Below are 14,156 nucleotides of genomic sequence, written 5' to 3'. Positions count from 1 at the left end.
ATTGCATGACTAAAATGACTCAGAAAAAGAAACCGCTGTTTTTGTCCTGGTTACAGTTACGGAAAGAACGGGCACTTTTGCTCGTGGCGATCGCAGGTATTAGCTTTGCCGATGTGCTGATGTTTTTGCAAATGGGCTTTCGAGGCGCATTGTTTAGTAGCGCAGTGGAATTTCACAATAGCCTGAACGGTGAACTTGTCATGCTGAGTGGGCGATCGCGAGCGCTGATTTCCCTGGATCGGTTTAGCGAGCGCCGACTCTATCAGGCAGCAGGCGTAACGGGTGTTGCATCGGTCAGCCCAATCTATCTCAATGCAATTCAGTGGCGCAATCCTGAAAACAAAGAAATTTGGGATATCTATGCGATCGGCATTAACCCAGAACATCAGGTGATGAATGTTCCGGGTGTAGAAGCCAACCGCGAGAAACTGCGCGAACCAGATACAGTTTTGTTTAATCTGGGTTCTCGTCGAGAATTTGGAGCAATTGCCCAACGGTTTGAGTCGGGGGAATCGATCACAACCGAGATTAATGAACGTCAAGTTCAAGTTCAGGGATTGTTCAAACTCAGCCCGACGTTTGGCATCAATGCCTACTTGGTGACGAGTGATGTCAACTTTCTACGCATGGCTAATTTTCGTCGAGGTGGGTTGATTGATGTCGGAGTCATCAAACTTAAGCCTGGTGCAGATGTTCAAGCGGTTTTAGCAGCGATGCGATTGCGTCTGCCCAATGATGTCAAAGTCATGACGAGAGATGACTATGCTAGAGCAGAAGTTGCCTTTTGGAATGCCAGCACTCCGGTAGGCTATACCTTTGATTTGGGCGTGGTCATTGCCTTTATTGTAGGGGCGGTGATTGTCTACCAGATTCTCTATAGCGATGTGACCAATCATCTACCCGAATATGCCACGCTCAAAGCGATGGGGTTTCGCGATCGCTATCTGCTCATCGTCGTGTTCCAAGAATCCCTAATTTTGGCGGCCCTTGGGTTTGTTCCTGGGACTCTGATCGCCTTGGGCATCTATCGCATTACTAATATTGCAACCATGCTGCCGATGGCGATGGATTTGGGGCGGGTTGTGTTTGTCTTTGTCCTCACTGCAATCATGAGTTCATCCTCGGCTGCGATCGCCGTGCGTAAATTACAAACCGCTGACCCCGCCGATATTTTTTAGGAGTTAGAGATGTCTAATCTGCCAGAAACTCCTATTAGTGCGCCTTCTGAACCCACTATTTCAATGACCCACTTGAATCATCATTATGGTCAAGGCTCACTGCGAAAACAGGTTTTGTTTGACATTAATCTGCAAATCGATCGAGGCGAAATCCTGATCATGACAGGGCCATCAGGTTCTGGCAAGACTACATTGTTGACGCTTATGGGAAGTTTGCGATCGATCCAAGATGGCAGCTTAAGCATCTTAGGACATGAATTGTTCAATGCCAGCAAGGAACAGATGACCCTGGCTCGTCGTGATATCGGCTATATTTTTCAAGCGCACAATCTATTAAACTTTCTGACGGTTTATCAGAATGTTGAAATGGCGTTGGAGATTCAGACTGTGACCGCAGCAGAGGCAGATACTCGCATTCGGAATGTCTTGACCGCAGTGGGCTTAGAAGACCGAATGAATTACTATCCGAGCGATTTGTCGGGTGGACAAAAACAACGGACGGCGATCGCGCGTGCCCTGGTCAGTCAGCCTAAAATCATTCTGGCAGACGAGCCAACGGCTGCACTGGACAAGAAATCGGGACGAGATGTGGTGGAGATTATGGAGAAACTTGCTAGAGAACAGGGTTGCACCATCTTGCTAGTCACTCATGACAACCGCATTCTGGATCTTGCCGATCGAATTATTTGTATGGAAGATGGACATTTGGTGAATCGTTCTGCTGTTGATGCGATCGTTCAGCACCCTAAGTAACAAGGGGCTTAAGCCCCTTGTCCTAAGTTGACTGGCTGTAGCTATAATATCCCTAATTGCCTAACCTTTCTCCGATCGCTAAACGACTGCCGTTGGCAAAATCCCAGCCAGATTGAGGGCGCTTACCCGCTAGTTGCGCTTCTCGCAAAAACAGCAACCCGTCACCTGTTTGAATCACGGCTCCGAGGTTTTTGACGATCACCACAATTTCCCCAGCAGCCTGATCAGATCCGTCCGCTAAAGAAGTCAGCATTGCGAATTCTGATGACAGTTCCACTGATGGAGCGATCGGAACAGTTGCCATAATTTTAAGCGCAGTGCCTCTAAACGCAGTGGTGCAGTTGGGATAAAAGCCTCTAACTTGGTTATGAAGCTCGATCGCGCCGCGTGACCAATCCAACTCATAGTTCTCTTTTTTAATCAACGGCGCATAGGTGGCTTGACTATTTTCTTGCGCGATCGGCTGAATGTCTTGATTGGCAAGTTTGAGAAGCGTCTCGATCAGCAAGTTTGCGCCTAGAGGTGAGAGCTTTTCTGCTAAATCGTGGGCGTTGTCGAGGAGGGCGATCGGCAGCCTTACCTTCAGCAACATCGCGCCTGTATCCATACCTGCATCCATCAGCATAGTCGTGATGCCCGTCTCAGTCTCGCCGTTATAAAGACACCACTGAATCGGCGCTGCCCCTCGATAGTGAGGTAAGAGAGAGCCGTGGACGTTGACACAGCCCAACTTCGGCATATCTAGAATTGCCTGAGAGAGAATCTGTCCATAGGCAACGACTACAAACCCGTCTGCCTGAGAGGTTTGTAGTTTTTCTAGCGTCTCGGCATCTTTCTTGACGCTTTTGGGCTGCCAAACCGGAATCTGGTGAGCCAACGCGACTGATTTCACAGGCGAGGCAGACAATTCATTTCCGCGTCCTCGGCGTTTGTCGGGCTGGGTGACGACTGCTACCACCTCAAATGCTGGGTTTGCAAGCAGAGCTTCTAGAGTCGGAACGGCAAATTGAGGTGTTCCAAAAAAAACGATTTTCATGCGATCGCAGCTTAAACTCTGCCCCTATTTTTCAGTACAGGTATTGTAGCCAAAATCCGTCTCGCGGCAGTTTTGCGTCTTGGGAGACTAAAGTAACTTGTTAACTCAAGAAGTCTTGTAAAGTGACCTCACCCCGATCGGGTTTACGTTCATAATATGAGGCAATTCATCACCCAAGGCACTTCTAGAAGTGGGGTTCTGGCTATGACTTCTCAATCGGTTCAACTCGATCCATTAAACAGTCCTCATCCGATTCCGTGGGGCTGGGTGATGGCGACATTAGCAGAGGGCACACCCAAAAAGCATTCCTACCGCAGTCATGCACTGACTTCACCCGATGGTCACTACAAAGCTTATAGCCGGGTTCAGATGCAGACTGAGCTAGAGGTTTATCAAAGCCGGGTCAGCAGCGTTTTGTTTGTAGAGAATTTGCAAACAGGCGATTTGCAAGCTATTACAGCGACTTCGCCATTTGCAGAAAATCCGTTTATTAGCAACAGCGCTGACTTGGCAGGAACCATCTCGATCGTCATTCCGATCTCATGGTCGGCCACAGGCGATCGTCTGCTTGCAAGAGAATTTGAGTCGATCTTCTGTTCTGATATCGCCTCAGACTATGCGCTAGTTTGGGATCGCACGTTAAATCGTTCCAGCACCGTTGCGCCCACTAAAATCGAATATACCAACGCAATTTTGTTGGGCTGGAGTGCAAAGTGTGGCGATCGTATTCTCTTTCGAGCAGGCAATTTAGGTGAGACTCCCTGGAAACTTTGGACAGTGGATCTGGAGAGCGAGACGCTAGAAGCTGTGAGCGATCGACCACAAACTTACGGACAGGTGACCAATAGCGTTTGGGCAGGCCCTCAAATGCAACGATAGGAAAGAGTGCAGGGTAGAGTTATGAAACCTAAGTTTGCAACCCTTGAAGCATGGCAACGAGCAGAAATCTTGATGCAGCCCGCTTTTATTCGAGTCATTGACAACCTGCGTAAGCAGCTAGACCAATCTTCGTGGAAGGGCACTTATCGAGATGTGCCCGTTTGGAAAGACGACACGCCAGAAGCAGTCAAAGCAACGGTGACTCAACTGCAAGAACAGCTTCAAACCGCCCCACCCGACCAAGCTGCCGAAATTCAGCAAACGTTATCTCAATTGCCATCTCCTCACCCCGGCTATGAACTGTGTTTAGAGCAAGACGATCGCCAAGTGACGATCGACCTCTGGGAACTGTGCTACAAAGTTTGTTTTAACCAGCAAGACGATTCTCAACCCGTCGAAGTCGATCTGAGTCTGTTTGATGAAACAGGCGATGTAGACTGGAATCGGCTGGATGATAAAACAAAACAGCTAGTCGAACAGATATTTGCAACCCTGCCCAGTGGAATAGAATGAACTTCGAGAAAGACACCGCAGCATTAGCAGCCGCAAGGTCGGGCGTGGCACTTTACGATCGCTCTCAGTGGGGACGCATTGAAGTCTCTGATGTCGATCGCATTCGCTTTCTGCACAATCAAAGCACTAATGACTTTAAGATTCTCAAGCCGGGTGAAGGGTGCGACACGGTGTTTGTCACTTCGACCGCACGAACGATCGACCTGACAACGGCTTACGTTTTAGAAAACTCGGTTTTGTTGTTGGTGTCACCTAATCTGACCGAGAAATTAATCACGTTTCTCGATCGCTACATCTTTTTCGCCGACAAAGTGAAGTTAGCAGATGTCACCACCCAAACCGCGACCTTCAGCTTAATCGGTTCTGAGAGCCACGCGCTGTTAGAAAAGCTGGGTGCAGCCGATCTGATCGGTCAACCTGATGCGAGTCATCGCTTGCTCAACTTAGCAGGACAAGACGTGCGAGTTGCGATCGGCAGTGGGTTAGCGACAGCAGGTTACACCCTGATTGCTGATGTCGATCGAGCCGCCGCACTCCAACAATCTTTAATAGAGGCTGGAGCGGTGGCGATCAGCGATCGCACTTGGGAACAACTCCGCATTGAGCAAGGTCGTCCGATGCCGGGTCATGAATTGACTGATGATTACAATCCATTAGAAGCAGGGTTGTGGAACACTATTTCGTTTAACAAAGGCTGCTATATCGGGCAAGAAACGATCGCGCGTCTAGATACTTACAACGGGGTCAAACAGCAGCTTTGGGGCGTGCAATTAAATGCGCTTGCAGAACCGGGAACTGTGGTCATGGTTGGGGCAGAAAAGGTTGGTAAGCTGACCAGCATTTTGGAAACCGAGAAAGGCGCGATCGGGCTTGCCTATATCCGCACAAAAGCAAACGCTAAAGCAGGAATGCAAGTGACGATCAACAACACTCAAACTGAGTTAATTGATCTGCCCTTCTTAACACGAGAAAAACAGCCCTAATCCTACGGGTGAAACTTTGGGTAGAGCATGGCTTTGATCGGTTTGCCATTTTGAAGATGACGGGTGACGATCGCCGCCACTTCCTCCGATCTCACCCCGCAATACCAAACCTGCTCAGGCGAAACCACCACCATTGGACCATTGCCACACTGCCCAAGACAACCGCATTCCACCACTTCTACATCTGCGATCGGATGAGATTGAAATGCGGCTAAGACAGTAGCGGCTCCTAATTTGCGGCACGACTTGCTTTGACAAACCCGTACACACTTAGAAGCGATCACAGATTCGGTAGCAGATGATAAGTTAATCAGTTCCATCTCTCTATCTTGGCAGATCGATTTTATGGATTGGGTAAAAGTCCTTTAGCAGCCAACCACTCGCGGTTAAATAATTTGGACTGATAGCGACTGCCGCCATCGCAGAGAATGGTGACGATCGTCTGTCCGGCTCCCATTTGTTTGGCAAGGGCGATCGCCGCTCCGATATTAATCCCAACTGAGCCGCCCATAAACAATCCGTCTTTCTCCAATAGCTGATAGACCACCCGAACCGCTTCTTTGTCATCTACCCGAATGGCATCATCTGCTGGGGCACCTTCCATATTTGCGGTAACGCGGCTGTTACCAATGCCCTCCGTGATTGAACTGCCTTCTGAATGAACCTCACCCGTTTTGACATAGCTATACAGTCCGCTGCCCATGGGGTCTGCGAGAATGCACTTAATGTCAGGGTTCTTCTCTTTCAAAAACATTGAGACTCCGGCATAGGTGCCACCCGTCCCGGTTGAAGTGACCCAGACATCCACCTTGCCGTCAGTTTGTGCCCAGATTTCGGGACCCGTGGTTTCGTAGTGGGCGATGCGGTTTGCCAAATTCTCAAACTGGTTTGCCCAGATTGCGTTCTCCATTTCGGCGGCGATTCTGCCCGACAGTTTGACGTAGTTATTGGGGTCTTTGTAGGGAACTGCTGGAACTGTCCGAACTTCGGCTCCTAAAGTTCGCAGTAGGTCAATTTTTTCTTGGGATTGCGTTTCAGGAATAATAATTAAGCATTTATAACCTTTGGCGTTGCAGATGTGGGCAAGTCCGATACCAGTGTTGCCTGCGGTGCCTTCTACAACCGTGCCGCCCGGTTTGAGTAAGCCTTTCTTTTCGGCATCTTCAATAATGTAGAGCGCGGCCCGATCTTTCACCGACCCACCCGGATTGAGAAATTCTGCCTTGCCGAGAATCTCACATCCCGTTTCATCGCTAAAGCTATTGATCCGAATCAAGGGTGTGTTGCCAACGCTGCCCACAAATCCAGTTTTAATATCCATGCTTAATTTACCTGCGTGTTTCCCTATAACGATTTTGGCTTACGGCGGCTAGAATCTTGCCTTTTAGTTTAGAAATATCCGCAGTTTCCGCTGTTGTCGAAGCCTGATCAGATCTCTAATATTGCTAGCGGGATTTGCTCAGTGAGTCATTTAGTCTACGATCGGGCACGCCGTTTCAACAACTGAGGAGTTACCAACCCTTGGGGAAAAAAGATCGTGCCAATAACAATCAGCAGCCCAAAAATGATCAGGCGACCATCGCGGAGAAATTGCGCCAACCAAACGGGTAAGCCTGGCGTATCGGCAACGGCTCTCAAAACCTCTGGTAGTGCCGTAAACACCATGCCTCCTAGAACAGGCCCTAAAAACGTTCTTGAGCCACCAATTAGCACAAACGTCAGATAAATAATGCTAGTGTCAAAGGTGCCTTGTCGAGCGTTCCAGGTGTTGAGAAAGTGGGCACTGATGGCACCCACCACGCCTGCCAAAATTGCGCCGATCGCGAAGGCAAGAACTTTGTAGTAAGTCGGGTTAATGCCCATCGAATCGGCGGCGAGTTCGTCTTCTCGAATCGCAATCAAAGCGCGTCCGACGCGAATTTTTTCTAGTCGGTAGATAAATATCATGCTGACCAGCAGCAGCGGCAAAACCACCCACAGATATTCAATCGGAGTCTGAAATGGCTGCGGAATCCCAAAAATGCCGACCGCTCCGCCTGTGATATCGAGATTGAGCGCGAGAACACGAAGAATTTCGACAAAGGCGATCGTGACGATCGCTAAATAAATTCCTCGCAGTCGCAAAGCAGGAACGCCAACCACAACGCCCAATAAACCACAGGCGATTCCCGCAATTAGCATCTCTAATAACAGAAAAGAAATCGGAAAAGCCTCTGTGACTGGAAACACCTTTGTCGATAGAATTGCGGCAATATAACCACCCAACGCATAAAACCCAGGACTCGCTAGCGATAACTGCCCTGCCATCAGGGGCAAATAGAGCGATAATCCCAACATTGCGCCCAAGATCATTGAGACGAATAGAAAGCCGTAAGTTGAAATAAAATCACTCATAAAATCCTTAGGAACGTGGATTTATTAAGGTGTAACTTCTCGCCATCTCCCTAAGGAGCTACGGTGTACACCAATCTTTGTCGCTGCGTTTGGGTCGGCTTCAGCCCCCTAAATCCCCCATTCTGGGGGACTTTGAGCTAAGACTCTGGTTTCAAAGTCCCTCACTCGTGGGGGATTTAGGGGGCAAAAGTCTCGGCGATGACAAATCAGAGGACTTTTACAGGTTATTTAATCCACGATCCTTAGACCTTTTGAACCAGCGATCGACCTAATAATCCCTGCGGTCGCACCATCAGCATGATGAACAGAATGCCGAATGCGACGGCATCTTTATAAGCGGAATAGTCACCGGGAACGAAGGCTTCGACGAGTCCGATCGTCAACCCTCCCACCACTGCACCCGGAATGCTTCCCAATCCGCCCAACACGATCACGGCTAATCCCTTGAGTCCAAATCCGATGCCAAAATAGGGCCCGGCGATGCTGACACTAGAACCAACGAGCGTTCCGGCTAATCCACCTAAAAATCCACTGACAAAAAACGTGAGGACGATGAAGCGATCGGGGTCAATGCCCAATAAGCTCGCCGTAGTCGGATCTTCTGCCACGGCTCGCATTGCCTTACCGTATTTTGTGGCGTTAATCAAATAAGTCAGCAGGCTGAGAATCACACCTGACACGACAAAAATCACCACCTGCACACTGCGAATCGGAATCGGATTGGCTTCACTTCCAAAATTAATGGCAGGCGGTAAATTGCCGTAAGTATCAGGAGGAAAGGTATAAATTTCTGCACCTACTAAATATTGAATTAGATTCACGATCACAACTGCAACGCCCAGACTAGACACCACTGTCAGCAGAGAATCGGCTTTTCTGCGACGTAGCGGACGAAACGCCACTCGTTCGATGAAAACTCCAACTAGACCTGCGATCGCGCTGCCAAAAATCAACGCAAACGCAAACGGTAATCGAATCGGCAATGCTAAATTAGCCAGTAATCCATTAAATCCAAATGCGTTGCCCATTAAAACATACGTGAAATAAGCGCCGAGTGTGAAAATTGCCCCGTGAGCAAAGTTAATGATTCCGAGAATTGAGAATACTAACGTGTAGCCTAATGCGAAAATTGCGTAAATGCTGCCGATCGATAAACCGTTAAGAAAGCTTTGCAGAAATATAGTGAGATTCATAAAAAGCGACTGCTCGATAAATAATTAAAATAATTGAGTTGCCGGAAGTAACCATAATCCTAAAGCCATACTGACAACATTCATAGTTAGGCTTAATAGACCCGCTTGCTGTAGAGATATTGACGGTTTATTTAAGCAGTAAATCAGCCAGCCCTCGAAAACAACCGCAAACACTTCAGAAGCAGGAAGCGTAATCAGAGATGAAACTCCATTCACAGGTGGAAGTGACTCTCCATAACCAAAAACGATCGCTAAAAAGAACCCAATTACCAACACTATCGGCAATGAAACTAGCCAACCGATAAAAACGTTTCGCAGTGTTTTGAGCGTGACGATCGGGCGAGTTGCCAACAGCGCACCAAACAGACTGGCGATTCCAAGAATAATCATGCCAAACACCCGCGATGTTGTGTACTGAAACGGCTGCAACGACGGAAAGAAAAACCACACCACTGGAAACGTTAGTAAGTTGACAAACGCGATCGCAACCAATGCCTGACCCAATGGCTGCTTTTCAAATTTCAGCCACCGCAGCCACAGTGCCGCAACCACCAACTCTGAGATCTGCGTCAGCGCCAAAGCCTTACCAAACACCTCCCATCGGCTAGGTTTCATCGGAGTGGTGTCTGGCACGATCGCCAGATCAACCGCTCGAACATTGACCCGTAGATATCGAGCAGAATAACCTGCCAAAGCGCTTTTGATATTTAAAGCAACGGCTTTGCTAATGCGAACGCGATCGCTAAACTGAGCCAGCAGTTTGTAATAAGGACCGGTTGATCGCTGAGTAAACGACGGCTCTACAAACAAACAAATATTGCCCGCACAGTCAAACCGATGAGGCGCGCTGAGAATCGGAGACGACTTGAGACAACCCGCCTCGGTGCAGGTGCCACTTTGCATCAGCAAAATCGGTTGAGTGCATTGCTGCGATCGACACTCGGCCAACTGGGCACCCTGAAATGCAGATTCAGCACCCTCAAACTTAAACCAGGCATAAGCAGGAGGAGCGGGTGCATTTGCATAAACGGGTGCCGCCCACAGCAGTGTCAAAAATACCCCCATTCCAACTAGAAACCAGCGGAGCGATCGCATCGGTTTTCCCTATTTCAAGAACGTAAACTTGCCATTATTACCACTCGCATCCATTTTGATTTGAGCCACATAAAACTCTTTTTGAACAATTTCGCCTTCAGGTGTGAAAGAGATTGCCCCGATCGGAGCTTCATACTGCCCCTTGAGCAGCGTTTGATTCAAAGCAGTTCGCAATTCTGGTAGCGCTTTTTGAGCGACTTTTGTCTGCTTATCCAGCGCTTTCAACGCTTCTACATAGACTTGCACGGCGGTAAATGCCTGAGCGCTAAACTGCGGCGGCTCTTTCTGAAACTGAGCTTGATAGGCATCTCGAAACGCTTTGTTCATGGCACCCGGATGTTCTGGACTGTATGCCTGAGCAATCAAAACCCCGTCACAGAGCGCCTTGCAGACTGAGAAGACGTTAGACGTATTTAAGCCATTGCCGCCAATGATTAAGCCTTTGTAGCCCAACTCTCGCAACTGTCGCACCAAGTTTCCGCCATCTGCCGCCAACCCTGAAATGATCACCAGATCGGGCTTAAGATTAATTGTCGAGGTGGCTTGCGTTTGAAAATCAGTATCGGTGGTTTGAAATTTTTGCACCGTCACCAACTCTAATTTTTGGTCTTTCACGGTTTGCTGAAATGTTTCTGTCTCAGACTTACTAAAGGCATCATTCTGAGCAAACAACACCGCCACTCGTTTGATTTGAGGATTAATCTTTAAAGCCGCCTTGACTGAATTGGGCGCAACCACCGCCACCGGAGCCGACACCCGCGCAATAAAATCACCAATTTGCGGAATGCCCTTTGCCGTATTCGAGGGAGCCAACACCGGAACCTTGGAGCGATCGGCGATCGGGTCTGCCCCAAATGCCTGCTGCGAAAGTGTCGGCCCCACAATTCCAACCACTTTATCTCTAGTGATCAGGGTTTGAAACGCATTAATCGCTCCCGCCTCGTCTCCAGCCGTGTCTTGAAACACTAAACGAATCGGTGTTCCATTCACGCCACCTTGATCGTTGAAATATTTCTCAGCAATTTTTGCTCCAGCAACTTGCTCTTGTCCCAATAGAGCAACATTACTGGTTTGAGCGACGGCAATTCCGATCGGAATCGCACCCGATGCCGCTCCGGTTGAAGATGACGGACTGGTTGTGCTGGATTGGTTACAAGCAGACGGCAGCATAAACAGCATCAATAAAGGCATTCGCCAAAAAAAAGTCGGTTTCATAAAATTAGGCGTGTAGTTTGAAGAAGGTGGGCACCAAACCCATACCGTTGATTTACCACATTATGTGGTGGTCACTCCTAACCCCAGACATTTAGACCCATCTACCCCCAGGTTTGTTTTATGGAGTTGCTGCACGATCGCTATCAAGTTGAGCAATCACTCGGCAAGAAAGCCGGGCGACAAACCCTGTTAGCACGAGACTTGCAAACTCAAGAACTCGTCGTCGTCAAGCTGCTGACATTTAATCACGAGTTTGAATGGGATGACCTGAAACTATTTGAGCGGGAAGCAGAAACTTTAAAATCGTTGAATCATCCCGCCATTCCGCGCTATCTCGACTACTTTGAGCTAGAGTCTCCGACCTACAAAGGGGTGGCTCTGGTGCAAAGCTACATTGATGCGAAATCTTTAGAACAGCACCTCAAAGCAGGTCGATCGTTTAGCGAGGCAGACGTGCAGCAATTAGGACGATCGCTCCTAGAAATTCTGATTTATCTCCACAGCCAGCAGCCGCCCGTCGTTCATCGCGACCTTAAGCCCAGCAACATTTTGTTAGGCGATCGCTCTGGCAACACAGTTGGACAGGTCTACCTCGTCGATTTTGGCTCAGTGCAGACGCTGGTCGCTCACGAAGGCAGCACCATAACAGTAGTCGGCACCTATGGCTATATGCCCCCCGAACAATATGGCGGACGGGCAACTCCCGCTTCTGATCTCTACAGTCTGGGCGCGACTTTAATTTGTCTAGCAACGGGCAGACATCCTGCCGACTTGCCGCAGGCAAATTTGCAGATTCAATTCAAATCAAGCGCTGCGCTTAATGAGTCGGTTGCAGACTGGCTTGAATGGCTGACCGAACCTGCCCTCGATCGTCGCTTAACATCCGCTCAAGAAGCACTGCAAGTTTTGCAAGCAGGACGATCGCGATCGCTCTCAACGAGTGAAGAAAAAACTAGAATCGTCCCTCAAGTTACTAAAGACCAGATCTTTTGGAATGCCGTTTGGCGCACTAGCAGTGTGGGGGCGATCGCCGGAGCCTCTTCATACACAGCTGCGGCTCTAATCGCTTCAGCAAAATATTACACAAGCTATTCTCCGATGCTGATGAGCCTCGTTTTGACAGCAATCTTTGGAGGAGCGATGGGTTTAGGGTTAGGCTTTTTGAATGGACTGTTAATGGCTGCTCTGACCAACCGCTTTTTCTTACCTCTCAAAAAAGCTTGGCTTTACCGATGGAGTGTCGGAATCTTCACGACCGGTTTCAGTCTGGCAATCATGTCACCTGTCTTGATGATGCTCTCACCCAACTGGCAAGCGGATCTGATTCCGATTATTTTAGCTCTATCAATGGGGAGCGCGAGTCAGTTCTTTGCTCAATGGTATGTCAAAGAAAATCGGAGGGAAAAAGATTAGAATAGATCGCTGACTGTTATCTTTGAATCCCATGCTCGATCGTCGCCGCTACCACATCACCACCTTTGGCTGTCAGATGAACAAAGCTGACTCAGAGCGCATGGCTGGCATTCTAGAAGTCATGGGCTACGAGTGGACAGAAGAAGCTCTCGACGCAGATTTGGTTCTCTACAACACTTGCTCGATTCGAGACAGCGCCGAACAAAAAGTTTATTCTCACCTGGGCAGACAAGCCGCCCGCAAGCACGAAAATCCTAACCTAACCCTGATTGTTGCCGGGTGTGTCGCTCAACAAGAAGGCGAAACCCTTTTGCGCCGCGTCCCAGAACTCGACCTCGTGATGGGGCCGCAACATGCCAATCGCCTAGAAGATCTACTAGAGCAAGTGTTTAGCGGCAATCAAGTGGTCGCCACCGAACCCATTCACATCGTGGAAGATATCACGAAACCCCGGCGAGATAGCCGCGTCAGTGCGTGGGTGAATGTGATCTACGGCTGCAATGAGCGGTGTACTTATTGCGTGGTTCCCAACGTGCGCGGAGTCGAGCAATCTCGCACCCCCGACGCGATTCGAGCCGAAATGGAAGAATTAGGACGGCAAGGCTATAAAGAAATTACCTTACTGGGACAAAACATTGATGCTTATGGTCGAGACTTACCCGGAGCTACCCCCGAAGGACGACACAAACACACGCTGACAGATTTGCTCTATCACGTCCACGACATAGCAGGCATCGATCGTATCCGTTTTGCCACCAGTCATCCCCGCTACTTCACTGAGCGACTGATCCGCGCCTGTGCTGAACTTCCCAAAGTCTGTGAACACTTCCACATTCCCTTCCAGTCAGGTGACAACGATCTCCTGAAAGCCATGGCACGAGGCTACACTCACGAAAAATATCGTCGCATCATTGCCACGATTCGTGACTTGATGCCCGATGCCTCGATTAGTGCAGACGCGATCGTTGGCTTCCCTGGCGAAACCGAAGCCCAATTTGAAAACACGATTAAACTGATCGAAGACATTGGTTTCGATCTGATCAACACGGCCGCTTACTCGCCTCGTCCCGGAACCCCAGCCGCACTTTGGGACAATCAACTCACTGAAGACGTGAAAAAAGATCGACTTCAACGAATCAATCATTTGGTTAGCACTCAAGCATCAGAGCGATCGCAGCGATATCGCGATCGTGTTGAAGAAATCCTAGTCGAAGATCAAAATCTTAAAGATCCGACTCAAGTCATGGGACGCACTCGTGGCAATCGCCTGACCTTCTTTGCAGGAGACATCAACCAGTTAAGAGGCAAGTTAGTTAAAGTCAAAATCACTGAGGTGCGATCGTTTAGCCTCACTGGAGAACCCTTAGTTACAGCTTGCCTGTGATCCTCCGACGACCATAACTGACTAAAACCGAACTATCGACCTAATTCAAAAAGCCCTCCACGCAAGTGGAGGGCTTTTCTATGTCAGACCGATTCTACCCAGGAAAGCTTAACCGTGGAT

Annotated in this window: 14 protein-coding genes; 7 read left to right on the top strand and 7 right to left on the bottom strand. The window is 49.0% G+C overall.

Features of this window, described 5'->3' with window-relative positions; all coding sequences use genetic code 11:
- The first annotated feature begins 5 nt into the window (after positions 1-5).
- Positions 6-1,178: an ABC transporter permease DevC gene (gene devC / locus C7B65_RS13025; protein ID WP_083582940.1), complete on the top strand. Its 1,173-nt coding sequence runs from the start codon at positions 6-8 to the stop codon at positions 1,176-1,178.
- Between the two features lie 9 nt (positions 1,179-1,187).
- Positions 1,188-1,931 (top strand): DevA family ABC transporter ATP-binding protein, encoded by a 744-nt coding sequence (locus tag C7B65_RS13020; protein WP_073072124.1) that lies wholly within the window; start codon positions 1,188-1,190, stop codon positions 1,929-1,931.
- A 52-nt stretch (positions 1,932-1,983) separates the two neighbouring features.
- Here the strand turns inward: C7B65_RS13020 and fmt are convergent, their stop codons facing one another.
- Positions 1,984-2,967, bottom strand: a complete 984-nt coding sequence (gene fmt / locus C7B65_RS13015) for a methionyl-tRNA formyltransferase (protein WP_073072123.1) — start codon at positions 2,965-2,967, stop codon at positions 1,984-1,986.
- Positions 2,968-3,171: 204 nt separating this feature from the next.
- On the opposite strand from fmt, the gene C7B65_RS13010 reads away from it, so the two are divergent.
- The 3 genes from C7B65_RS13010 to ygfZ are packed head-to-tail and all read left to right on the top strand — an operon-like array spanning position 3,172 to position 5,342.
- Positions 3,172-3,846: a hypothetical protein gene (locus tag C7B65_RS13010; RefSeq protein WP_073072121.1), complete on the top strand. Its 675-nt coding sequence runs from the start codon at positions 3,172-3,174 to the stop codon at positions 3,844-3,846.
- A 21-nt stretch (positions 3,847-3,867) separates the two neighbouring features.
- Positions 3,868-4,359 (top strand): hypothetical protein, encoded by a 492-nt coding sequence (locus C7B65_RS13005; RefSeq protein ID WP_073072119.1) that lies wholly within the window; start codon positions 3,868-3,870, stop codon positions 4,357-4,359.
- Entirely contained in the window at positions 4,356-5,342 is a 987-nt protein-coding gene (gene ygfZ / locus C7B65_RS13000; protein WP_073072117.1) for a CAF17-like 4Fe-4S cluster assembly/insertion protein YgfZ, read from the top strand. Before C7B65_RS13005 ends, ygfZ begins: the two co-directional genes overlap by 4 nt.
- Positions 5,343-5,344: 2 nt before the next feature.
- Here ygfZ and C7B65_RS12995 read toward each other — a convergent pair whose 3' ends face one another.
- From C7B65_RS12995 to C7B65_RS12970, 6 genes are all read right to left on the bottom strand, one after another.
- On the bottom strand, positions 5,345-5,662 hold the full coding sequence (locus C7B65_RS12995; RefSeq protein WP_073072115.1) for a (2Fe-2S) ferredoxin domain-containing protein: 318 nt from the start codon (positions 5,660-5,662) through the stop codon (positions 5,345-5,347).
- Between the two features lie 23 nt (positions 5,663-5,685).
- A complete protein-coding gene (locus tag C7B65_RS12990; protein WP_073072113.1) occupies positions 5,686-6,663 on the bottom strand; it encodes a cysteine synthase A in 978 nt (325 codons plus the stop codon).
- Positions 6,664-6,818: 155 nt separating this feature from the next.
- The gene (locus tag C7B65_RS12985; protein WP_073072111.1) at positions 6,819-7,736 is read right to left on the bottom strand and encodes a branched-chain amino acid ABC transporter permease; all 918 of its coding nucleotides are present in this window, start codon (positions 7,734-7,736) and stop codon (positions 6,819-6,821) included.
- Between the two features lie 242 nt (positions 7,737-7,978).
- On the bottom strand, positions 7,979-8,929 hold the full coding sequence (locus tag C7B65_RS12980) for a branched-chain amino acid ABC transporter permease (RefSeq protein ID WP_073072109.1): 951 nt from the start codon (positions 8,927-8,929) through the stop codon (positions 7,979-7,981).
- Between the two features lie 24 nt (positions 8,930-8,953).
- Complete coding sequence (locus C7B65_RS12975) at positions 8,954-10,024, bottom strand: hypothetical protein (RefSeq protein WP_073072108.1); 1,071 nt, start codon at positions 10,022-10,024, stop codon at positions 8,954-8,956.
- A 9-nt stretch (positions 10,025-10,033) separates the two neighbouring features.
- Entirely contained in the window at positions 10,034-11,239 is a 1,206-nt protein-coding gene (locus tag C7B65_RS12970; protein WP_073072106.1) for an ABC transporter substrate-binding protein, read from the bottom strand.
- Between the two features lie 120 nt (positions 11,240-11,359).
- Between C7B65_RS12970 and C7B65_RS12965 the strand changes: the two genes are divergently transcribed.
- Both C7B65_RS12965 and miaB read left to right on the top strand, forming a co-directional pair.
- Entirely contained in the window at positions 11,360-12,652 is a 1,293-nt protein-coding gene (locus C7B65_RS12965) for a serine/threonine protein kinase (protein WP_073072104.1), read from the top strand.
- A gap of 31 nt (positions 12,653-12,683) precedes the next feature.
- Positions 12,684-14,036: a tRNA (N6-isopentenyl adenosine(37)-C2)-methylthiotransferase MiaB gene (miaB, locus tag C7B65_RS12960; RefSeq protein WP_073072102.1), complete on the top strand. Its 1,353-nt coding sequence runs from the start codon at positions 12,684-12,686 to the stop codon at positions 14,034-14,036.
- Positions 14,037-14,156 lie beyond the last annotated feature (120 nt).

Origin of the sequence: Phormidesmis priestleyi ULC007 (genome assembly GCF_003003695.1) — a bacterium.
Lineage (GTDB): Bacteria > Cyanobacteriota > Cyanobacteriia > Leptolyngbyales > Leptolyngbyaceae > Phormidesmis_A > Phormidesmis_A priestleyi_A.
This window is presented reverse-complemented; position numbering and strand designations above follow the sequence as displayed.